At 73.6% G+C, this 21,903-nt stretch carries 19 protein-coding genes and 2 pseudogenes; 9 read left to right on the forward strand and 12 right to left on the reverse strand.

From position 1 onward, the window contains the following. Nucleotides 1-85: 85 nt before the first annotated feature. Nucleotides 86-2,144: pseudogene (locus MF408_RS12900) on the reverse strand (RNA degradosome polyphosphate kinase). Nucleotides 2,145-2,390: 246 nt separating this feature from the next. Between MF408_RS12900 and MF408_RS12905 the strand changes: the two are divergent. Further along, entirely contained in the window at nt 2,391-3,431 is a 1,041-nt protein-coding gene (locus MF408_RS12905; RefSeq protein WP_240248033.1) for an alpha/beta hydrolase, read from the forward strand. Between the two features lie 24 nt (nt 3,432-3,455). Here the strand turns inward: MF408_RS12905 and MF408_RS12910 are convergent, their stop codons facing one another. The 4 genes from MF408_RS12910 to MF408_RS12925 form a co-directional block, all read right to left on the reverse strand. Then, nucleotides 3,456-3,923 (reverse strand): DUF421 domain-containing protein, encoded by a 468-nt coding sequence (locus MF408_RS12910; RefSeq protein ID WP_240248034.1) that lies wholly within the window; start codon nt 3,921-3,923, stop codon nt 3,456-3,458. Further along, a complete protein-coding gene (locus MF408_RS12915) occupies nt 3,908-4,441 on the reverse strand; it encodes a hypothetical protein (RefSeq protein WP_240248035.1) in 534 nt (177 codons plus the stop codon). The genes MF408_RS12910 and MF408_RS12915 overlap by 16 nt, the downstream gene beginning before the upstream one ends. 113 nt (nt 4,442-4,554) lie before the next feature. Next, nucleotides 4,555-4,986, reverse strand: a complete 432-nt coding sequence (locus MF408_RS12920) for a hypothetical protein (RefSeq protein ID WP_240248036.1) — start codon at nt 4,984-4,986, stop codon at nt 4,555-4,557. 53 nt (nt 4,987-5,039) lie between these two features. After that, entirely contained in the window at nt 5,040-7,109 is a 2,070-nt protein-coding gene (locus MF408_RS12925; protein ID WP_240248037.1) for an ABC transporter permease, read from the reverse strand. Between the two features lie 255 nt (nt 7,110-7,364). Here MF408_RS12925 and MF408_RS12930 point away from each other — a divergent pair, with 255 nt between their 5' ends. Continuing rightward, nucleotides 7,365-7,997, forward strand: a complete 633-nt coding sequence (locus MF408_RS12930) for a TetR/AcrR family transcriptional regulator (protein ID WP_240248038.1) — start codon at nt 7,365-7,367, stop codon at nt 7,995-7,997. Nucleotides 7,998-8,634: 637 nt separating this feature from the next. On the opposite strand, the gene MF408_RS12935 is transcribed toward MF408_RS12930, so the two are convergent. Then, a complete protein-coding gene (locus tag MF408_RS12935) occupies nt 8,635-10,017 on the reverse strand; it encodes an HNH endonuclease signature motif containing protein (RefSeq protein WP_240248039.1) in 1,383 nt (460 codons plus the stop codon). Nucleotides 10,018-10,259: 242 nt separating this feature from the next. Here MF408_RS12935 and MF408_RS12940 point away from each other — a divergent pair, with 242 nt between their 5' ends. Continuing rightward, entirely contained in the window at nt 10,260-10,664 is a 405-nt protein-coding gene (locus MF408_RS12940; protein ID WP_240248040.1) for an NUDIX domain-containing protein, read from the forward strand. Between the two features lie 292 nt (nt 10,665-10,956). Here MF408_RS12940 and MF408_RS12945 read toward each other — a convergent pair whose 3' ends face one another. Both MF408_RS12945 and MF408_RS12950 read right to left on the reverse strand, forming a co-directional pair. Beyond that, nucleotides 10,957-11,856, reverse strand: coding sequence for a hypothetical protein (locus MF408_RS12945; protein WP_240248041.1), 900 nt, complete (start codon nt 11,854-11,856; stop codon nt 10,957-10,959). Then, entirely contained in the window at nt 11,813-13,378 is a 1,566-nt protein-coding gene (locus tag MF408_RS12950) for a hypothetical protein (protein WP_240248042.1), read from the reverse strand. The genes MF408_RS12945 and MF408_RS12950 overlap by 44 nt, the downstream gene beginning before the upstream one ends. A 106-nt stretch (nt 13,379-13,484) precedes the next feature. Here MF408_RS12950 and MF408_RS12955 point away from each other — a divergent pair, with 106 nt between their 5' ends. Next, nucleotides 13,485-14,618: a hypothetical protein gene (locus MF408_RS12955; protein ID WP_240248043.1), complete on the forward strand. Its 1,134-nt coding sequence runs from the start codon at nt 13,485-13,487 to the stop codon at nt 14,616-14,618. An 83-nt stretch (nt 14,619-14,701) separates the two neighbouring features. Here MF408_RS12955 and mshD read toward each other — a convergent pair whose 3' ends face one another. Both mshD and MF408_RS12965 read right to left on the reverse strand, forming a co-directional pair. Continuing rightward, complete coding sequence (gene mshD, locus MF408_RS12960; RefSeq protein WP_240248044.1) at nt 14,702-15,574, reverse strand: mycothiol synthase; 873 nt, start codon at nt 15,572-15,574, stop codon at nt 14,702-14,704. Nucleotides 15,575-15,596: 22 nt separating this feature from the next. After that, nucleotides 15,597-16,385, reverse strand: coding sequence for a response regulator transcription factor (locus MF408_RS12965; protein WP_240248045.1), 789 nt, complete (start codon nt 16,383-16,385; stop codon nt 15,597-15,599). Between the two features lie 134 nt (nt 16,386-16,519). Between MF408_RS12965 and MF408_RS12970 the strand changes: the two genes are divergently transcribed. Both MF408_RS12970 and MF408_RS12975 read left to right on the forward strand, forming a co-directional pair. Continuing rightward, nucleotides 16,520-16,795: a MoaD/ThiS family protein gene (locus tag MF408_RS12970; RefSeq protein WP_240248046.1), complete on the forward strand. Its 276-nt coding sequence runs from the start codon at nt 16,520-16,522 to the stop codon at nt 16,793-16,795. 132 nt (nt 16,796-16,927) lie between these two features. Continuing rightward, nucleotides 16,928-17,617 (forward strand): class I SAM-dependent methyltransferase, encoded by a 690-nt coding sequence (locus MF408_RS12975; protein WP_240248047.1) that lies wholly within the window; start codon nt 16,928-16,930, stop codon nt 17,615-17,617. Between the two features lie 81 nt (nt 17,618-17,698). On the opposite strand, the gene MF408_RS12980 is transcribed toward MF408_RS12975, so the two are convergent. Continuing rightward, nucleotides 17,699-18,694 (reverse strand): NAD-dependent epimerase/dehydratase family protein, encoded by a 996-nt coding sequence (locus MF408_RS12980; RefSeq protein WP_240248048.1) that lies wholly within the window; start codon nt 18,692-18,694, stop codon nt 17,699-17,701. 123 nt (nt 18,695-18,817) lie between these two features. Between MF408_RS12980 and MF408_RS25420 the strand changes: the two are divergent. Continuing rightward, nucleotides 18,818-19,123 (forward strand): annotated as a pseudogene (locus tag MF408_RS25420) (GDP-mannose 4,6-dehydratase); the annotation flags it as partial. A 32-nt stretch (nt 19,124-19,155) separates the two neighbouring features. Beyond that, nucleotides 19,156-19,773, forward strand: coding sequence for a GDP-mannose 4,6-dehydratase (locus MF408_RS12985; protein ID WP_275693156.1), 618 nt, complete (start codon nt 19,156-19,158; stop codon nt 19,771-19,773). On the opposite strand, the gene MF408_RS12990 is transcribed toward MF408_RS12985, so the two are convergent. Then, nucleotides 19,755-20,864, reverse strand: coding sequence for a glycosyltransferase (locus MF408_RS12990; protein ID WP_240248049.1), 1,110 nt, complete (start codon nt 20,862-20,864; stop codon nt 19,755-19,757). The genes MF408_RS12985 and MF408_RS12990 overlap by 19 nt on opposite strands. A 59-nt stretch (nt 20,865-20,923) precedes the next feature. On the opposite strand from MF408_RS12990, the gene gmd reads away from it, so the two are divergent. After that, nucleotides 20,924-21,901: a GDP-mannose 4,6-dehydratase gene (gene gmd / locus MF408_RS12995; protein ID WP_240248050.1), complete on the forward strand. Its 978-nt coding sequence runs from the start codon at nt 20,924-20,926 to the stop codon at nt 21,899-21,901. Nucleotides 21,902-21,903: the final 2 nt, after the last annotated feature.

Raw genomic sequence — 21,903 nt, forward strand, 5'->3', positions numbered from 1 at the left:
GTGGCCGTCCGGTGCACGCAAACCCGGTGGGGTCAAGGGCCGTGTGTCCCTGCCCACGTCGGGCGCCCCGTCGGGAGCGCGGGCCTCAGCCGTACGTCGCGCCGTGGTCGGTCTTGCGCCGCCGCCGGTGCGTCGTGATCAGCACCTCCTGGAGGTGCACCTCGCCCCGCCGGCGCTGCCAGGTGCCGTCGGCGTCGAGCTCCCACGCGTCGGTGGCGGGGTCGAACGCCAGGTCGAGCAGCCGCTCGACCTCCGCCCTGCTCTGCTCGGTGGGGAGCCGCACCAGCACCTCGACCCGGCGGTCGAGGTTGCGGTGCATCATGTCGGCCGAGCCGATCCAGGCCACGGGCTCGCCGCCGGCGGCGAACCAGAAGACCCGGCTGTGCTCGAGGAAGCGGCCGAGGATCGAGCGGACGGTGATGTTCTCGGAGAGGCCCGGGACGCCGGGGCGGAGCGCGCAGATGCCCCGGACCAGCAGCTCGACGCGCACACCCTCGCGGGAGGCGAGGTAGAGCGCGTCGACGACCTCCTCGTCGACCAGCGCGTTGACCTTGAACCGGATGCCCGCGGGCCGCCCGGCGCGGTGGTGGGCGATCTCGCGGTGGATCTGCTCGACCAGGCCGTTGCGGACGAAGTCCGGGGCGACCAGCAGGTCGGCGTACTCGGCGTCCTGCGACCAGCCGCTGAGGTTGTTGAAGAGGTGGGCCACGTCGTTGCCGATCCGGGCGTCCGTGGTCAGCAGCCCCAGGTCCTCGTAGTAGCGCGCGGTCTTGGAGTTGTAGTTGCCGGTGCCGATGTGGACGTAGCGGCGGATGCCCTCCGGCTCGTCGCGGACGACCATCGCGAGCTTGCAGTGCGTCTTGAGGCCGACCAGGCCGTAGACCACGTGGCAGCCGGCCTCCTCCAGCTTGCGCGCCCACCGGATGTTGGCCTGCTCGTCGAAGCGGGCCTTGATCTCGACGATGACCAGCACCTGCTTGCCGGCCTCGGCGGCGTCGATCAGCGCGTCGATGATCGGGCTGTCACCGGAGGTGCGGTAGAGCGTCTGCTTGATCGCGAGGACGTGCGGGTCGGCGGCGGCCTGCTCGATGAACCGCTGCACCGACGTGGCGAAGGAGTCGTAGGGGTGGTGCAGCAGCACGTCGCGGCGGCGCAGCGCCTTGAAGACGTCGACCGGCGCCGACGACTCGACCTCCGCCAGCACCGGGTGGGTGCCGGGCACGAAGGTGGGGTACTTCAGCTCCTCGCGCCCGAGGTCGGCGATGCTGTGCAGGCCGCGCAGGTCGAGCGGGCCCGGCACCCGCACCACCTCGTCGTCGCCGATGTCGAGCTCGGAGACCAGCAGGTCGAGCACCGCCGGCGCGATCGACTCCTCGACCTCCAGCCGGACCGGCGGGCCGAACTTCCGCCGCAGCAGCTCCTTCTCCAGCGCCGCGAGCAGGTTCTCCGCGTCGTCTTCCTCCACCTCGAGATCCTCGTTGCGGGTGACGCGGAACGTGTGCGCCTCGAGCACCTCCATGCCGGGGAACAACCGCTCCAGGTGGGCGCCGATCACGTCCTCCAGCGGGACGAAGCGGGCGTTGCCGAGCGGCACGAACCGGTCGAAGTTCGACGGCACCTTGACCCGGGCGAAGTGCTCCTTGCCGGTCGTCGGGTTGCGCAGCAGCACCGCGAGGTTGAGCGAGAGGCCGGAGATGTAGGGGAAGGGGTGTGCCGGGTCGACGGCGAGCGGGGTCAGCACCGGGAAGACCCGGTCGCGGAACAGCGTCGAGCACGCCTCCTGCTCGGCCTCGGCGAGGTCCGACCAGCGCAGCAGCTCGATGCCCTCCTCACGCAGGGGCGGGAGCGATCTCGTCGCGGAAGACACGGGCATGGCGCAGGCTCAGCTCGCTGGTGTGCCGCCAGATCGCCCGCAGCACGTCGCGCGGCATCATGCCCGACGCGGCCCGGACGGCGAGCCCGGTCGCGATCCGGCGCTCGAGGCCCGCGACGCGCACCATGAAGAACTCGTCGAGGTTGCTGGTGAAGATCGCCAGGAACCGGGCGCGCTCCAGCAGCGGCAGCTCGGGGTCCTCGGCCAGCTCCAGCACCCGCTCGTTGAACCGGAGCCACGACAGCTCGCGGTCGAGGAACCGGTCGGGCACGGCGGCGACCGCGGCGAGCGCCTCCGGGTCCGGCTCGTACGGCGTCCCGTCGTCGGCGGTCCCCTCGTCCGGACGCGGGGCGGCGTCGTCGACCGGCTCGGGCACCATCTCCAGGGTCATGCGATCGAGTGTGGCACTGCCGGGTGAACGGCCGGTGACGCCGAGCGCCGGTCGGCGCAACGTCGGAGCCAGGTGCGGGCCGGGTGGTGCCGGACGGCGTACGCCGGTCGTCTAGGTTGCTGCTCCGTGACCCTCCGCCACGCCGTCGAGGCCCGGTCGCTCCGGGCCGCCATGTCCGCCCCCGCGAAGGTGCAGCGGCTGATCGCTGGCCGCCCGGTCGTCAAGGACGGGCAGACCCTGGCCCCGGACCTGCAGGTGCTGTTGCGGCTGCAGTCGCTGGTGCGGCCGCGCGACGAGGAGGTGCCGTTCGACGAGCTCCGCGTCCGGCTGCGGGAGGAGTCGCCCCTGGTCGGCGGGGTGCAGCCGATCGGCGCCACCCGCGACCTCGTGGTGGCGGGCCGCCCGGCGCGGCACTACCTCCCCACCCGGCCGGCCGTGACCGACGGTCCGGGGCCGCTGCTGGTGTTCGTCCACGGCGGCGGCTTCGTCGAGGGCGACCTCGACACCCACGACGCGCCGTGCCGGGTGCTCGCCGAGCAGACGGGCGTGCCGGTGCTGGCGATCACCTACCGGCTCGCCCCGGAGCACCGGTTCCCGGCGGCGCACGACGACGCCTACGAGGGCTTCCGCTGGGTGGTCGACCACGCGGCCGAGCTGGGCGCTGACCCGCAGCGGCTGGCGGTCGGCGGGGACTCGGCCGGCGCCAACCTCGCCGCCAACATCGCCCTGGCCGCCGCCCGCGACGGCGTGCCGCTGCGCTGGCAGCTGCTGGTCTACCCGGTCGCCGACGGCTCCCACGACACCGCGAGCATGCGGCTGTTCGGCGAGGGGTTCTACCTCACCCGCACGTTCATCGACCGGGTCGACGTCACCTACCCGCGGACCCCCGACGACCTGGCCGACCCGCGGATCTCGCTGGTCCGGGCGGAGCTCCCCGACGGTCTCCCCGACGCGCTGGCCCCGGCGTACGTCGTCACCGCCGGGTTCGACCCGCTCCGCGACGAGGGCGAGGCCTACGCCCGCGGGCTGGCCGATGCCGGCGCCACCGTCGAGCTGCGCCGGTTCACCGACCAGATCCACGGCTTCCTCAACATCGTCGGCACCGGGCGCACCTCCCGCGCCGCCGTCCTCGAGATCGCCGGCCGGATGCGCTCGGCCCTGCTCTGAGCCGACGTTCGCGCCGGGCGTCCGTCAGCTGCTGTCGCTCGACCGGGTGAAGAACGAGAACGAGCCGTCGGGCTCGAGCAGTGCGAGCTCGATCTCGTCCACGTCCTCGATCCCGTTGCCGCGCGCCGCCTCGTGGAGGTCGTAGACGGTGATGCGCTCGCGGCGCATCGCCTCCTCGTCGGGCACCCCGTCCCGGACGATCACGGTGGGTGCCCCGTCGAGGACGTTCTCGAGCCGCGGGAACCGGAACGAGAGCCACGACATCGCGATCGTCAGCAGCGCGAAGGTCGCGACCGCGACGAACGCCCCGCTGAACGAGGTGTCCTCGGAGACCACGGCCTCGGCGATCAGGTCGCCGATGACGAACAGGATCACCAGGTCGAACGCGGACATCTCCGAGAGCTCGCGCTTGCCCATCACCCGGAGCACGGCCATGAGGAGGAAGAACACCAGGACGGAGTAGACGACCGTGATCATCAGGGCATCACCCACGTGGTGACGTCGAGGGTCGCGACCGGTGATCCGTCGACCAGCCACCGGAGCTGCCAGGCGGTGCGTCCGGGCGGTTGCGTTGGGGAGGTGCGACCCGACGTCCGCACCTCGAACGCCTCGGCGTCCGCCGCGGCGAACTCGAGGACGACGGAGTCGTCGCGGGTGCGCTGCTCCACGGGCTCGGGCGCGAAGGTCTCGATGCCGTAGGTCTCGAGGGCGGCCTGGTCGATCTCGAGCGCGAGCGACTCCGCCGGCTGCTCGGGCCGGACGGTCACGAGCACCTCGGTGTCGAGGCCGGGCCGGGTGCGGACGTCGTACTCCATCGTGATCGTGCCGGCCGCAACGCGCTCGGACGTCGTGCTCGACGCCGGCCCCAGCAGCCCGAGGCAGGCGACCACCACGACAACGACCAGCAGCCCGATCCCCAAGCGCCGCCCGACGACCTCGCGGCGACCGTGCCGAGCGCTGGTCGGCGCGCTCTCCGCGGTGGGGAAGCGCTCGATGACGTCGTCGGCCACGTCCTCCTCCTGTCGTCGTCCGGAGGGGGAGTACCCGTGCCGCTCAGGTCTCAACGGTGCTCGCCGGTCGGGCGACCGGCGGAGTGGCCACCGTCGGGCGCCGTCGGGGCGTGTCAGCGCGACCGGGTGCCGTCGTTGTAGGGGTCGGGCACACCTTCCGGCATGTTGTCGGCGATCGGCAGCCGGACCGGGTCTCGGCGCCTGGCGAGCATCCGTCGCTGGATGGTGGCCTCGCGTCCGTCCGCCGCCACGTCGTTGCCGTCCATGCCGACCAGCCACACCAGCCCCCGGCCGTGCCCCGGGTTCCGTCGCTCCTCGTCGGCGTCGTCGTGGACGAGGGCGATCGCGTAGGTCGACGAACCACCGGCCTGCCGTTGCGCCCAGTCGATGACCTGCAGGACGTCGGCCCCGGTGACGTCGTAGGTGTCCGTCCAGCCGCCTGTCGACGACTCACCGCTGCCGTGCAGGTAGACCCGGAACCGCGGGTGGTCGTCCTCCCAGCTGCTGTCGCGCTCGTCGACCTGCTCGATGCGCACCTCTGTCATGGGTGGATCTTCGCAGTCGGGCGGGAGCGTGGGTCAGCGTCGCCCGAGCGTGCTCACCCGCCCGGGCCCGCGGTCGCCGGCACCGCGCCGTCGGTCGACTTCTTCCCGCGCTCGGGCAGGTGCCGAGGGCCCAGAGGAGCGTGCGGGCGCGCGCCGCTCCGGTTGAGCCACCGGTCGACGAGGAGGAGGTTGACGAGGAGCCCGCCCACCCCCCACAGCGCGATGACGAGCAGGTTCCCGCCGATGCCGGTCCCGTCGAGGTAGGTGATCGACCGGGCCAGGTCCACCGCAGCGGGCAGGGGCAGTACGTCGGCCAGGGGGCGGAAGAAGTCAGGGACCATGTAGATCGACATCCCGCCGCCCGAGGCGGGGACGCCTGCCAGCATCACCACGATCATCACCGGGATCAGCGCCCCGAGCCCGCCGACGCGGATGAGGGTCGCGCTTGCCCAGGCGACGGCGAAGACGGTCAACGTGCCGTACCCGATCAGCTCGAGCGCGTGTCCGTTGACCGCGCCGATGATCACGTCGAAGAGGAACCACAGCCACACCGAGATGCCGAACGACCAGCCGGCGACGAGCGGCATCAGCTGGCGGGTGCGGGTGAGGTCGGGCGCCCCGCCGCGCATGACGGCGAAGAACAGGAAGCCGGCCATGATCCAGCCCATCCCGACGTACAGGCTGTTGCTGCCGGCGGTGTCGTCGTCGGTCAGCGGCGCGATGTCCTCGGTGGCGATCTCCGTGTCGCCCTCCGCCGCCACGGCGCTGAACATCTGGGTCACCGTCGACTGCTGCGTGGCTCCCGCGCCGGCGGCGGTGACCAGGGTGGGGCGCTCGCCCGGCTCGGTCGGCAGGACGTAGGCCGCGACCAGCTCCTGGCTGCGCACGAGGTCGGTCGCCTCATCCTCCGAGGCGACCACCTCGAGGTCGAGGTAGTCGCCGAGCCCGGGCTCGAGCTGGTCGACGACCTCGCCCGCGGAGTCGGCAGGGCCGACCACGGCGACCGGCATGTCGTCGATGTCGGGCTGGTGCATCGACAGGCTCATCAAGGTGACGACCGTGACCACGATGCCGAGCGGGAAGAGCGCCACGGCGGCCACGCGGCGGCGGTACGGCGCCACCGGGCCGCCTGACAACGCCGGGAGCGGGGCGTCCGGCTCGGTGTAGAGGGGGCCGCCGACGATCAGCGTCCCGGAGCGGCGCTCCTTGAGCGCCGCGAGACCAGCGGCCGCGACCAGCCACGCGACGAGGGGGAGCACGTGGCCCCAGAACCCGGCGCCGTCGAAGTAGATCGCCGACCGGAGGGCCTGTCCGGCTGCGGGCAGGGGCAGCACGTCGTGCAGCCACTGCAGGAACCCGGGCATGGCGTGCACCGAGAGGGCGAGGTCGGACGAGGGCACGCCGAAGATGACCCACAACAGCATCCCGAGGAGCACCGCGAACGGACCCATCACCTTGGTGAACAGCAGCTGCGCCGTACCGACCGCGGTGACCGCCAACGTGCCGACTCCCAAGAACAGCGGGTAGTGCCCGTCGACGGCGCCGACCACCGGCCCGAGGATCAGCCAGATCAGCGAGCTCGTCAGCGCACCCCAGCCCACCGCGATCGGCAGGAAGCGTCGGACACGGAGCAGGTTCGGCGTGCCGAGCAGCATCGCGCTCAACGGGACGTAGCCGGCCAGCATCATGCCCATGGCGGCGAACAGCACCATGGTTCCCGAGCCGTCCCCCTCCGGCAGCGGCTCGACGTCGACGGTCTCGACCTGCCAGGACTCCGCCACCGCCGCCGCGCCGAGCTCCCGGTCGACCAGGGTCGCCTGGGACGCTCCGCCGGCCATCGCGTGGTAGACGGTCGCCGTCGCCCCCTGCGTCGGGATCTCGATCGCGCCGGCGATCTCCTGCTCCCGGATCAGCTCCTCGACCTCACCGCGATCGTCCAGGCGGCGAACCTCGAGCGCACCGTCGGACTCGGCCTCGAGCGCGCCGGCGAACCGGTCGACCTCCGGGCCCTCCCCGACCACCGCGACCGGGAGGTCCCTCGGCTGCGGGTCGTGCATGGTCCCCATGTAGGTCGCGTACATCATCGTCACGATCAGGAACGGCATCACGAACAGCGCGACCATCCGCCCCTTGCGCTCGGCCGGCGTCTCCGGTGGCGGCGGCGGGTACTTCCCCCTGCTCGGTCTCCGGTCCAGGCGGCGCGTTCGTGCCCGCGGGGTCGTTCATCGTGGCAAGTCCTCTGTCTGCTGCTGGGCGGTCGAACCCGCCGCGGTCGGTCGTCGCGCCCGAGCCGGGCGACGTACCTTCATAATAAGGCAAGTGGCTTAAATCGTGGAAACGTTAGGCTCCGGGGAACTCGAGCCGCGAGAGGGGGAGTCATGCCGCGTCCGGACGCCCGGTTGCCGCTCCTCGACGCCGCCGAGCGGCTCTTCGCCGAGCGGGGCGTCCCGACGGTGTCGGACCGCCAGATCGCGGAGGCGGCCGGCAACAGCAACCACTCGGCGGTCCGGTACTACTTCGGCGGACGCGCCGGCTTGGTGGAGGCGCTGCTCGAACGCCACCACGAAGCGGTCGAGCCCGCGCGGCAGCGGATGTTCGCGCAGTCCGACTCGGTGTTGGGCGACGTCCGGGCACTGGTCATCCCGCTGACCGACACGCTCGCCACGCTGCCCACTCCCTCGTGGCGGGCGCGCTTCCTGCGGCAGGCCCTGAACGACCCGGCGACCACGGAGCTGATGCGTGCCAGCGGTGTCGAGTTCCACACCCCCGCGCGCATCGTCGCATCGGTCACGAGCCGCCTCGCCCACCTCGACCGCGGCGTCGTCGAGGCGCGCGCGCGGATGACGGTGCACCTCGTCAGCGCCACCTGCGCCGAGATCGAGGAACGGTCCCAGGCCTCGGGCGAGCCACCCCCGTGGAGCGACGTCGGCGGCTTCCTGTGCGACGCCGTCGGCGGCCTGCTGCAAGCGCCGGTCACAGCGACCTTCCGCGCGCCTACGTCGTCCGGGTAGAGGGGGAGGCAGCCGCGCAAGGAGCGCCCGCACCGCGCGGACATCGACGGCGTTCGCCTGCGCTGCAACGAGGTCCCGGCGGGTCACCCGGGCGGTCTCGTCCGCCACGACGGGCACGGCACGACGTCGTCGACGCGGCGGTCAGCGAGGTTGTGAGCGGGTCTTGGGGTGCGCTGGGCTGGCACCTGGTGCCGGTGGAGCGCACGCTAAGCATCTGGTGGCCTGGGGTCGCTGTCGTCGGGGGGCGTGCGGGTGGTCGTGGGTCGTGGTGGGGACGAACGGCCAGGGGTGGGCGCTCGCCGCGGGGGTCGAGGCACCTGGTTGCGACCCGCGGGTGGCTGCCGGGTTGCCTCGGGTCGACCCCTGTGGCCGGGGTCGAGAGAGGGGCCGTCGAGAAGAGGACAGCTCGTTGGGGTGCGCTGCGCCGGCACCTGGTGCCGGTGGAGCGCACGCTAAGCGTCTGGCGGGTCGTCGTGGGTCGCGGTGGGGACGAACGGCCGGGCGTGGGCGCTCGCCGCGGGGGTCGAGGCACCTGGTTGCGGCCCGCGGGTCGCCGCCGGGTTGCTTCGGGTCGACCCTTGTGGTCGCGGTCTAGGAGAGGCGGTCGTGGAGGTTCCGGCGCCCCGCGGGGCGGGGGTCAGGTTCGTCGTTTGGTGATGAGGAGGTCGCCGTCGGGCAGGCGTCGGTGCTCATAGGCCGGGTTCTCGATGAGGCGGTGGTGGTAGGCGCACAGGCAGACCCCGTTGTCGGGGTTGGTCTGGCCGCCGTTGCGCCAGGGGTGGAGGTGGTGGATCTCGCACCACTGTGGTTTCACTCGGCAGCCTTTGGCGCGACAGTGTTTGTCGCGGACTCGGATCAGCTTCCGCTGGGCTGGGGTGAAGAGGCGTCGGGTGCGGCCGAGGTCGAGGACCTCGCTGTCGGCGCCGAGGACGACGGGGATGATGCCGGCGTTGCAGGCCAGACGTCGGGCTTCGGCGGCGGTGATGTTCGGTCCGTGTTCGAGATCGGGTTCGACGAGCCCGGCGACACCGAGCTCGGAACGCAGATCCTCCAACGTCACCGTGACGAGGACGGTGGTGGCGTCCCCGCCGTGCTCGGGGAGCCGGTCGGGGTCGAGCCGCTCCAGAAGGGTGCAGAACGCCAGGGCGCGCTTCTTGGGGTAGGGGATCCGGTCGCCCTCCTCGTGACACCCGATGACCTCGGCCCCGTCGGGGAGCTCGGTGGTGGTCGGCTCCAACGGCTCCGCCTCACCGGCTGCACCAGACTCGGTCGTCTGGGTCTCGTCCTCGACGGTGTCGGGGCCGCGGTGGCGCGGTGAGGTGAGGGCGTCGAGGTAGGTGTCCAACCGTTTCGCCGCGGGGGTGGGGATGATGCCGGAGATCCGCGAGGTGCCGTCGCCGAGGTCGCGGATCGAGAGCCGGGACCGTTCCTCGGCGGTGGCTTCTTCCTCGGCCAGCTTCTTCGCGTCCTCTTCGTCGGCGATCTCGGGTGCGACGACGTGCAGGATGTGGCGGCCGAGGATGCGGAGCTGGGTGGGGGTGAACTGGGCGGCGCAGTCGACCAGGGTCTCCTCGGCGTCGGCCTTGACCTGGGTTCCGACCCGTTTGGGGAGCGCGTCGACGGCGCGGACGATCACCCACGCCTGCTCCTCACTTACCCGGCCGTCGGCGAACGCCGCGGCCACGACGGGGAACCGGTCGTCGAGTGCCTTGGCGAGGCGTTGGTCGGCCCGGGCGTCGCGGAGGTCGGCGTTGACCTCGTGGGCCAACCACGACGCCACGTCCGCGGCGGCGTTCTCGCTGGCCACGTCGGAGGAGGCGGCCATGACCTTCAACCGCAGCGCCTTGAGCCGCTGCTCGGCCCGGTGCAGCTCGGTGATCACCGCCGCCTTCGCCTCGGTGGGCATGAACGTCGCCTCCACCCCGGCCACCCGGTCGAGTGCCGCGCCCACCTGCCGGGCGCACGCCTGGATCGGGTGCAGCCCGGTCGGTGCGCCGGGGGTGGAGGAGCCTTCGAACATGCCCTTATCCAAGCACCCGCCACCGACACCACCCGGCCGAGAATCCCGCTCAACCACGCGGGTTGTGGAGAACTCCAACCCGGATTTCGCCTGTGGACGACTGCTGGGCTCTCTCGCTCCTCGACGCCGCTCGGCAGCTCTTCGCCGATCGCAGTGCCCCGACGCGCCGGCTGGGCGCCGCGAGCGGGCGGTTCGCCCGGGACCGCTCCGCGGTTGTCGGTCGTCCGTGCCGTGGTTGACCCATGCACACGGCCGCACTCGGCGCGTTGATCGACGAACGTCGAGTCCTGCTGGTGCATCGACGGACGGACGAGCGCGCCGACCCGGGCGTGTGGGACTTGCCCGGCGGTCTCGTGGAGCATGGCGAGTCCGATGTGGCCTCACTTGCTCGAGAGCTGCAGGAGGAGCTCGGCGTCCAGATCGCGACCGGAACGGCGAGGCGTCTGTGCCGACAGATCGTGAGGCCGGCAGGGAAGCCGGTCCTTCTGAGTGCCTGGCTCGTGGGTGACTGGCACGGTGCGCCGGAGAACCTCGCACCTGAGGAGCACGACGGTCTGGCCTGGTTCAGCCTGGAGGAGCTGCCGCCGCCGCCCCACATCATCGTGCGCGCGGCACTGGTCGAAGCGCTGCGGAACCAGCGCGGGTGACCTACCCACTCATGGACTGGCTCGGGTCACGAACCGCAATGTCCGCGCGCACGAACGGCACGTTCCACGTCTGCCCGTCGAAGGTGACCGGGTCAGTCGCAGGCCTCGACGCGTCCGTCCCGGAACGTACGTGACCGGTTGATCTCCGTCATCAGCTCGTGTGGACCGCTGTCGGTCTCGACCGTCTGGCACGCCGACGGTCCGTCGCTTCCCTGGTCAGGATCATCGCTGCACGCCGACAGTGCGCCGACGAGGACGACGGCGGCACACGCCGCAGCACGCGCTCGTCGGGTCAGAGCTCGGGGCGCCACTGCCGCAGGGCCTCGACGAAGGTGCGCGGGTCGACGGTGCGGGAGTCGATCGTGACCGGCGACATGCTGCGGCGGAGGATCAGCACCTTCCAGCCGCGCTGGCCGGGGGTGCCGACCTGCTCCAGACGGGTGCTCGGGCTGGTCAGGTCGAACGTGTGCTGGTTCTCCCCGAAGGTCACCTTCAGCACGCCGTGTTCGTCGAGGTGGACCCGCCGCGACGCGCTGGTGGCGCGCATCGCGTACATCAGCAGCACCGCGGTCACACCGCTCAGCGTCGCGCTGAGGCCGATGTCGTCGCGCAGCGTGCCGAGGTACGCCATCCGGCCGACCACCGCGGCACACGCCAGCGCGACGAGGATCGCGATCGGCGCCAGGCCGGCGTTGCCGCGCCGCGCCGTGTACGGCGTCCGTCCGGCCGCCGCGGCGGGCGCCGCCACCGGCTGGGGCTGGGGCTCCGGCTCGACCTCGTCGCCTGCCGGCTCCTCGACCTCTCCGGCTACCTCGTCCTTGCGGAGGTCGACCGGTGCCGTCTCGGCGACCACGTCGGGCTCCTCCGCGGGGGGCTCGTCCACGTCGGGCTCGTCGGCGTCCAGCGCGCCCGCGTCCAGCTCGCCCGCGTCCAGCTCGCCCGCGTCCAGCTCGTCGACGTCGTCGGCGAGAAGGTCGTCGTCCTCGACCAGCTCCTCCTCGTCGGCGAGCAGGTCCTCGGCCAGCAGGTCCTCGTCGAGCAGCTCGACGTCGTCCTGCTGCTCGGCGGCCGGCTCCTCGTCGACCAGGTCCTCCGCGACTAGCTCCTCCGCGACCAGCTCGCCGTCCACCATTTCGTCGACGACCGGGTCATCGTCGGCAGGGCCCTCGTCGGGCGCGTCGTCCGTCGCCACGACCGGTTCGTCCACCAGCTCGGGGAGCGGCTCCACCTCGACCGTCACCGGGGCTTCGCGGTGGTCGTCCGCGACCGGCGCGGGGGCGGCGCGCGGTGAGGCCGGCCCAGCGGTCGAGCAGCGACTCGGCGCCGCTGGGGTCGATCGGCGCGACCTCGGGCTCGGCAGCCTCGGCGGGTGCGACATCGGCTTCCGTGGCGGCCACCTCGGGCGCGACGGGATCATCGTCGGTCGGGGCGTCGCCGGCGGGCGCGAGCGGCCGGGCCGCAGCGCTGCTCGCCCAGCGGTCGAGCAGGGACTCGGCCGTGGTGCCGCCACCGACGGGCTCGACGACGGGCTCGACGACCGGCTCGACGCCGGCGCCGGCTGCCGCTGCCGCGGCAGCCTGTGCGGAGGTCCGCTCCTCGACCGCCCGGCGGGCCTCCTCGGCCGCGCGCATCTGCGCCTCGGCCCGGGCCATCGCCTCCTCGGCGGCGGCCCGCTCGGCGCCGGCGCGCTCCCGGGCCTCGGCGACGAGGCGGGCGAGCTCGGCGGCGCGGCCCTCGGCCTCCGCTCGCGCCCGGGCCTGCTCGGCGGCGGCCTCCTCGGCCTCCGCGCGGGCCCGGGCGGCGTCGGCCGCGGCCTGCTCGGCGGCGGCGCGTGCCTGCGCGTGCTCGAGGGCCTGCTGCTCGGTGCGGAGCAGGTCGGCCTGCACGGCGGCGAGCGCGGCCTGCTGTGCCCGGGCCGACCGCTCAAGCTCGGTGAGGGCCTGACGTGCCCGCTCCTCTGCGTCGGCGCGGGACCGGTTGGCCTCGGCCGCGATCTGCTCGGCCTCGGCGAGGGCCTGGGTGGCCGCCATCTTCTCCTCGGCCAGCGCCGCGGCCGACTCCTGGGCGGCGACGGCGGCGGCCTGCGCCTCGCGGGCGATCTCGAGCTGCTCGCGCGCAGCCTCCTCGGCGAGGAGCCGCGCCTGGTGCGCCGCCTCGGCCGCCCGCGCCTGCTGCGCGGCGGACTCGTCGGCGGCGAGCCGGGCCGACACCTGCTCCTCGGCCCGGGCGGCGATCTCCTGCGCCCGGAGCTCGGCGGCCTCGGCGGTCTCCAGGGCGAGCCGCGCGAGCTCTGCCTGCTCCTGCGCGGCGGTCTCGGCGGCCTGGCGCGCCTCGTGCGCCTCCCGGGCGAGTCGCGCGTGCTCGGTGGCGGCGGCCTCCGCCGCGGCCCGCTGCTCGACGGCCTCCTGGGTGCGGGCGCCGTGCACGGTGGCCGCCGACGCCGCCTCCTCGGCCAGCTGCCGGGCCCGCTCCTCCGCGGCCTGCGCCGCCTGGAACGCCTGCTGCGCGAGCGCCGCCTGCTGCCGGGCCGACTCCTCCGCGGCCGCCCGGGCGGCCGCGATCTCGGCGGAGCTGCGCTCGGTGGCCTCGCGCTCCTCGAGCATCCGCCGCGCGAACTCCGCGTGCTCGGCCGCGGTCGCCGCGGCGGCCTCGGCGAGCGCTCGCGCCCGCTCCTCGGCCGCGGCCCGCTCCTCGTGCGCCTGCCGTGCGAGCACGGCGAACTCCTCGGCCCGCGCCTCGGCCTCCTGCCGGGCGGCGGCCGTCTCGGCGGCGCGGGCGGCCTGGTCGCGGGCGTGAGGCCTCGGCCTCCAGCCGCTCCGCGTGCGCGGCCGCGGCCCGGGCGGCCTGCTCCTGCGCGTTGCGCTCGGCCTCCTCGCGGCGCACCGTCTCGGCGTCGGCGAGCTCGGCGCGCTCCTGCGCCGCCCGCTCGGCCTCCTCGCGCGCCTCCGCCGCGCGCCGGGCGATCTCCTCGGCCCCGACCCGCGCCTGGTGGGCCTCGGCGGCGAGCGCCGCCTGCTCCTCGGCGAGCCGGTCGGCCTCCTCGCGGGCCTGGGCCGCCCGTTGGGCGGCCTCCTCGGCCACGATCCGCTCCGCCGCCTGCTCGGCCGCGGCCATCTCCGCGTCGCGCCGCAACTGGGCGGCGAGCGCCGCCACCGCCTCGGTGTGCGCGGCGTCGACCGACCCGTCCTGCGCGACCGCCCCGTCAGACCCGGCAACCCCGCCGGACCCGTCGGACGCCACAGAGCCGCCCGATCCACCGGCCCCACCGGAGGCCGTCGCCGCCCGCGGCACGACCGTGTCGCCGCGCCGCCGCGGCCAGAGCTTGCGCTGCGGTTCGCCGGGCAGCGGCTCGGCGAAGCCGAGGTCGAGCGCGTCGGCGATCACCTTGCGCGCCGCGTCGATGTCGTCGGTCACCGCGTCGGCCGCACCGGCACCGGCGTCCGCCGCGCCCGCCTCCTCACCGGCGTCCGGACGCAACCGGTCCAGCGGGTCCGGGGGACCCGTCGGGTCCACGCGGTCGGTGTCGACGGGGGAGAGGTGTCGCCCGCCGGTCGACGAGGGGTAGGCCGGCGCCACGATCGCGGCCCAGTCCACGTCGTCGTCCTCGGGCGCGGCGTCGTCGTAGTCCTGCTGCGGCCCGCGCGGCCGGCTGGCCACCCGCCCGGCGATGTCGTCGGCCCGGCCGCCCGGCTCGTCCGCCCCACCGGCAGCGGCATCCGCACCGTCGGCATCCTCACCGCCGGCGGCCCCGGCATTCCTGTCGCCCGGCCGACCGTCGTCCGCGACGCTGCGCCGGAGGAACGCCTCGACGTCGTCGGGGTCGAGCTCGGCGACCGCGGGGGCGTCGTCGTTGCGGCGGCGCCACGGCAGCCCGATCCGACCGCGCCCGCGGCGCGGGGCCGTCGAGCGCGCGGCCCTCGGGCGCGGACTCGTCGTCGGGGACCGAGCTCATGAGGGTCGATGCTATCCGCACGAAAGGGTTTCAGGCGGCTCTTGCGGCAGGTGGGACGTGGCGCCGGCCAGTGCGGCCGGGCAGGTCACCCGTCCCTGCGGTACTGCACGTGCGTGTCGGTGCGCTCGTGCGTGAACCCGAGGCCGGTGTAGAGCCGCACGGCGGGCTCGTTGTCGGACTCGACGTAGAGGTGCACCTCGGCGACCCCGCGGCTCGCGAGGTGGTGGAGCCCGGCGAGCGTCAGGACCCGCCCGAGGCCACGACCCTGGGCCTCCGGCGCGATCCCGACGACGTACACCTCGCCGTTGGCGGCGTCGTGCCGCTTGGTCCAGTGGAAGCCGAGCAGGCCGCCGTCGTCGTCGACCGCGAGCAGCAGCCCCGCGGGGTCGAACCACGGCTCCGCCATCCGCTCCTCGAGGTCGGCCTGCGACATCGCGCCCTGCTCGGGGTGGTCGGCGAACGCCGCCGCGTTCACCGCCAGCAGCGCCTCGGCGTCGGCGTGGCCGAAGTCGCGCACGGTGACCCCGGCCGGGACCTCCAGCGGCGGCAGCGGCGCGACCGCGGGCCGGCGCAGCACCCACAGCTCCCGCGTACGCCGGAAGCCGAGCCGGTCGGCGAGCACCGCGGCCGCCGGGTGGTCACCGTGCGACCACGCGGTCAGCGGTCCGGGCTCGGCGCACGCCTCCGCCGCCAGCCGCCCACCCATCCCCGCCCCGCGGGCGGCCGGTGCGACGGCGAGGTCGAGCGCGCCGTCGTGGCGCAGCGCGAAGCCGGCCCCCGTGTGGTCACTCGACCGCTCGGTCCAGTGGGCGGTCCCGGCCAGTCCGTGGTTCTTGAGCCGCAGGTGCACGGACTCGTCGACCGGGTCCTGACCGTCGTGCTCACGGCAGGCGCCGCGCACCTCGTCGACGAGGTCGACGACGGCACGGACGCGGTTGTCGTCAGGCTGTTGAGGCATCCCGCGACGCTAACGCCCCGCGTCAGCGCGCCGAGCCGCGGGCGGTCCCGCCGGTGGCCTCGGCCGCCCGGCCGCCGGTGTCGCCGCCGGAGCCAGCGCCGGCCTCAGTGCCGGCGTCAGTGCCCGTGTCCTTGGCCGGCAGCACGAAGCGGTAGCCGACGTTGCGCACGGTGCCGATCAGCGTCTCGTTCTCGGGGCCGAGCTTGGCGCGCAGCCGCCGCACGTGCACGTCGACGGTGCGGGTGCCGCCGAAGTAGTCGTAGCCCCACACCTCCTGCAGCAGCTGCTGCCGCGAGAAGACCCGGCCCGGGTGCTGGGCCAGGAACTTCAGCAGCTCGAACTCCTTGAAGGTCAGGTCGAGCGGGCGACCGCCGACCTTGGCGGTGTAGGTCGCGTCGTCGACGACGACCTCGCCGGAGCGGATGACGTGCGCCTCGGGGTCCGCCGCGTCGCGGGCGGCGGCGAGCCGGCCGATCGCGAGCTTGATGCGGGCCTCGAGCTCGGCGGGCCCGCAGGTGTGGAGCACGACGTCGTCCATGCCCCAGTCGGGCGCGACCACGGCGAGGCCGCCCTCGGTGACGACCAGCAGCACCGGTACGTCGGTGCCGGTGGTGCGGATCAGCCGGCAGAGGTCGCGCGAGCCGGCGAGGTCCTGCCGGCCGTCGACGAGCACCAGGTCGGACTCGGGCGCCTCGAGCAGCGCGCTGCCCTCGGCGGGCAGGATCTTCACCTGGTGGCCGAGGAGCGCGAGACCGGGCAGCACCTCGGCGGAGGGTTGCAACGCGCTGGTGAGGAGCAGGAGGGTGCTCATCCGGGTCTCCTTGCTGGCACGGGTCGGGGCCCTGGTGCCGTCGAGAGACCGAAACGCAACGCTGGGCTCCGGCCGAGTTTTTCCGTGGGGGGACGATAGCGAAACGTGGCGTGAACACGGAAGAGGAGAAGGCGATGGATGAGACGGGCGTCGTCCGGGTCCGCTACTGGGCGGCCGCGCGCGCCGCGGCCGGCACCGCTGAGGACGTGGTGGAGGTCACGGGACCCGTGACGCTCAGCGAGCTCCGCGCCGACGTCGTACGCCGGCACGCGGGGTCGCGCCTCGAGGACGTGATCAAGGTCTGCTCGGTGCTCGTCGGCGACCGCCCGGTCTCGGCCCTCGACCCCGCGGCGGTGCAGGTGCGGCCGGGGGACACGGTCGAGTTCCTCCCGCCGTTCGCCGGCGGCTGAGCCGGGTCCGCGGCCACGATCCAGACCGCGCGGAACGGTGGCCGCGCGGCACTCCCGGCCTGTACGGTGCCGCCGGGAACGCGCCCCTGGTGTGGGGGCGCCGCGGATGGCCGCAGGCCGCCAGGAGTCAACATGGGGTATCCGGTCCGCTGGCGGGTGCAGTCCGCCGTCGCACGGTGGGGTGTCGACAGCCGCAAGCTGGAGACCCTCCAGCAGCTGCCGAGGATCGGCACCTGGGCGAAGGAACGGGGTGCCGCCGACCGCCCGGGCTTCGAGACCCGCGAGCAGATGTACGCCCACCTCGTCGACACCCACCTCGACGGACCGGTCGACTACCTCGAGTTCGGCGTCCACAAGGGCAAGTCGATCCGCGAGTGGTCGCGGCTGGTGGCCCACCCCGACGCGCGCTTCGTCGGCTTCGACTCCTTCGAGGGGCTGCCAGAGCACTGGGAGCAGGTCGTGCGCCGCGTCGACGCCGACGTGTTCGACGTCGGCGGGCAGGCGCCGCAGGTCGACGACCCGCGGGTGTCGTTCGAGGTCGGCTGGTTCCAGGACACGCTGCCGCCGTTCCTCGACAAGTTCGAGCCGCAGGGGCAGCTGGTCGTGCACTGCGACGCCGACATCTACTCCTCGACGCTCTTCGTGCTCACCCAGTGCGACCGGATCCTCACGCCGGGCTCGATCGTGGTGTTCGACGAGTTCGCCTCGGTGCTCAACGAGTTCAGCGCCCTCGCCGACTACTGCTCGGCCTACCGGCGCGACTACGACGTGCTCGCGCACGCGTCGTACTTCTACGGCCACCTCGCCATCAGGATGCGGTGACGGTGCTGTAACTCAGTGTTCGTGCGACTCCCCGGGTGCTCTGACGTGCCACAGCACCCGGGTAGTGCACCGAACACTGAGTTACACCACTTCGCTCACTGGGCGCGCTTGACCTGCTCGTAGACCCACTCGTAGGTGCGCGCCATGCCCTCGCGGAGCGAGATCGACGGCTCCCCAGCCGTAGACCTCGCGGATCCGGGTGTTGTCGGAGTTGCGGCCGCGCACGCCCTGCGGGGCGTCGAGCTTGTAGTTGCGCTTGCAGGTGATGCCGGCGATCTCCTCGACGATGTCGACCAGCTGGTTGATCGAGACCAGCTCGGAGGAGCCGAGGTTGATCGGCTCGGCGTGGTCGCCGGCGAGGATCATCTGCGAGCCGCGCACGCAGTCGTCGATGTACATGAACGAGCGGGTCTGCTCGCCGTCGCCCCAGATCTCGATCTCGTGGTCGCCGGTGATCGCGGCGATCGCGATCTTGCGGCACACCGCGGCCGGCGCCTTCTCGCGCCCGCCGTCCCACGTGCCCTCCGGGCCGTAGACGTTGTGGTAGCGGGCCACGCGCGTGACCATGCCGAAGTCCTCGGCGAAGTGGCGGCACATCCGCTCGCTGAACAGCTTCTCCCAGCCGTAGCCGTCCTCGGGCATCGCCGGGTAGGCGTCCTCCTCGCGGAGCGCGGTGACGGCGGTGTCGGTCTGCTTCTCCGCGGCGTAGACGCAGGCGGAGGAGGAGTAGAAGTAGCGCTCGACGCCGTTCTCCTGCGACGCCTGCAGCATGTGGGTCGACGTCAGCACCGACAGCATGCAGAGCGCGCGGTTGTTCTCGATGAAGCCCATCCCGCCCATGTCGGCGGCGAGCATGAACACCTCGCCGGCGCCGTCGGTGGCGGCGCGGGCGTTGTCGAGCAGCGACAGGTCGGCCTGGACGTTCTCGACGCCCTCGTGCACCTGGTACCACTCGTCGAAGGGCTTCACGTCCACGGCCCGGACGGTCTTGCCCTGGGCACGCAGGTCGGCCACGAGGTGACCTCCGATGAAGCCGCCGCCCCCGGCGACCAGCACGTCGACGGACTTCGCGGACATGGGACTCCCTTCGATTGACAGTTCCCCCGGTCGTGGTCGTCAACGAGGTGGGAAGCGGTTCGTCACGGAGCCGCCGCCCGTACGCTGTGCCGCGTGACCGACCGCCGGCCTGCGACCGCGCTGGTGACCGGTGTGACCGGGCAGGACGGCGTCTACCTCGCCCGCTCGCTCGTGGCCGACGGCGTCCGCGTGGTCGGCACCGCGTCGCCGGGCAGCACGGCGCTCGCCGAGCGGCGGCCCTACCTGACCGGCGTCGAGGTCGTCGAGGTCGACCTGCGCGACGCGGACGCGTTGCGCGACCTGGTGCTCGCCGTCGCCCCGGACGAGGTCTACAACCTGGCGGCGATGAGCTCGGTGGGCCGCAGCTGGTCGGAGCCGGAGCTGACGTTCGCCGTCAACCAGCGTGCGGTGGAGGTCCTCGTCGAGACCCTGGTCGCGCAGCGGCGGGCACCGGCAGGGAGGTGCGGCTGTTCCAGGCGTCCTCCGCCGAGGTCGCCGGCGACGCGACCGCCAGTCCCTACGCGCGGTCCAAGGCCGCGGCCGAGGAGGCGGTGCGCGACGCGCGCGAGTCCGCGGGCCTGCACGCGAGCATCGCCCGGCTGCACATCCACGAGAGCCCGGTGCGGGCCGTGACGTTCGTGAGCCGCAAGATCACCCGCGGCGTCGCGGAGATCGCGCTCGGCAGGGCGGACCGGCTGGTGCTGGGCAGCCTCGACGTGGTGCGCGACTGGGGCTTCGCCGGGGAGTACGTCGAGGCGATGCGGCTGATGACCGGCCTGCCCGAGCCGGTGGACCTGCCGGTCGGCACCGGCCGGCCGCACTCGCTGCGCGACCTGGTGGCGACGGCGTTCGCCGCGGCGGGCCTCGACGACCCCGACCGCTACGTCGAGCAGGACCCGGCGCTGGTGCGGCCGGCCGACACCCCGGTGCTGGTCGCCGACCCGGAGCCCGCCGCCCGGGCGCTGGGCTGGCGCGCGACCACGGAGCTGCCGGCGCTCATCGGGCACATGGTGGCGGCCGACCTCCACCGGCTCCGCACCGGCGTCGCGGAGGCGGTCGGCTACCTGTTCCCGCGCTGACCGGGCCCGGCAGCCGCGCTCAGGTCAGGCCGTCGCGGACGACCGCGGCCGTGCGGCGCCAGGTGAAGTCCTCGGCGAACCGGCGGCCGGCGGCCAGCTGCTCCGGCGTCAGCGCGATCGCCGCGGCGTACGCCGCCGCGAGGTCGGCGGCGGCCACCGACCGGGCGGTCGCGGCGTGGCCGCCGGTGACCTCCGCGAGCGCCGGGTCGGCCGACACCACCGTCGGGATCCCGAGCCGCAGACGCCTCCGCGGCGGGCAGCCCGAACCCCTCGAAGTCCGACGGGAACACCACCAGACCGGCGCCGGTGAAGCACCGGGCGAACGCCTCGTCGTCGAGCCACGGCATCAGCGTCACCCGGTCGGCGACGCCGAGCCGCGCGACCTGCTCCTCGGCCGCCGCCCGGTCGGCGGCCCCCATGCCGACCAGCCGCAGGTGCCACCGGTCGTCGGTGCGGCAGAACGCCGCCCAGCCGGCGATCACCGCGTCGGCGTTCTTGTTGGCGAAGTGCCCGAACGCCAGCGCGTACGGCGGTTCCTCCGGCCGAGCGGGATCGGCCGGCGGCCAGGCCAGCGCGTGGTCGGAGCCGAGCACGGCGGCGCGGGCCTTGCCGGCGTGCCGCGGGTGGCGCCGCCGGAGGTCGCCGAGGGTGCGCTCGGAGATCGTGAAGATCCCGTCGGCGCTCGCCATGCTCCACCCCCACGAGACCCGCCGGGCGAGGCGGGTGGCACGGGAGAACTGGTGCGGCCGCAGCTCGTGGCGCAGGTCGTAGAGGATGATCCCGCGCGGGCAGCGGGTGCCGAGCAGGCCGCTGGCGGGCACGCCGGAGAGCACCGCGTCCGCCCGCAGCCGGCGCGCTGCGCGGCGTACGGCCACCGAGCGCAGCCACAGCCGGCCCGCCGGCCCCGGCAGCGGCGCGGTCAGCGTCTCGACCGCGACCCCGGCCGGCACCCGGAACGCCGGACCGGCCGGGGGCGCCAGCACGGTGACCCGGTCGGCGGGTGCCAGCTCCGTCCAGCCGGCGAGCAGGTGCTCGACGACGATGCCCGCACTGCCCTCCTGAACCGCGACCGCGTCGACCACCAGATGCACGACGCGGACGATATCGGCCACCGGCCTCGGAAGCCGCTCCCGACCGCTACTGTGCCCCCGTGGCAAAGCGCGCGCTGATCACCGGCATCACCGGTCAGGACGGCTCCTACCTCGCCGAGCTCCTCCTCGGCAAGGGCTACGAGGTGCACGGCCTGGTGCGCCGCTCGTCGACGCTCAACCGCAGCCGGATCGACCACCTGCACGGCAACGCCGACCTCCACCTGCACTACGGCGACCTCACCGACGGCGTCAGCCTCGGCAACCAGATCCGCGACATCACGCCGCACGAGGTCTACAACCTCGGGGCGCAGAGCCACGTGAAGGTCTCGTTCGAGCTGCCGGAGTACACCGCGTCGACCGACGCCGTCGGCACGCTGCGGCTGCTCGAGGCGATCCGCGCGGCCCGTCTCGACTGCCGGTTCTACCAGGCGTCGACGTCGGAGATGTTCGGCGCGACGCCGCCGCCGCAGCACGAGGGCACGGCGTTCTACCCGCGGTCGCCGTACGGCGCAGCCAAGCTGTACTCGCACTGGGTCACGGTCAACTACCGCGAGGCCTACGACCTGTTCGCCGTCTCCGGGATCCTCTTCAACCACGAGTCGCCCCGCCGGGGCGAGAGCTTCGTGACCCGCAAGATCACCCTCGGCGTGGCCTCGGTCAAGCTCGGGATCACCGACCACCTCAACCTCGGCAACCTCGAGGCGGTGCGCGACTGGGGCTACGCCCCGGAGTACGTCGAGGGCATGTGGCGGATGCTGCAGCACGACGAGCCGCAGGACTACGTGCTCGCCACCGGCACCGGCACCACGGTGCGGCAGTTCTGCGAGTACGCGTTCGCGGCCGCCGGCCTCAGCTGGGAGGACCACGTCCGCTACGACAAGGCCTACGAGCGGCCCACCGAGGTCGACGCGCTCATCGGCGACGCCTCGAAGGCGCGCGAGGTGCTCGGCTGGGAGGCCCGCACCGACGCCAAGGCGCTGGCGGAGCTGATGGTCGACGCCGACATCGAGCAGATGACGCGACTGCTGGGCAGGTGATC

The sequence above is a fragment of the Nocardioides sp. TF02-7 genome (assembly GCF_022437945.1).
Taxonomy (GTDB): Bacteria; Actinomycetota; Actinomycetes; order Propionibacteriales; family Nocardioidaceae; genus Nocardioides.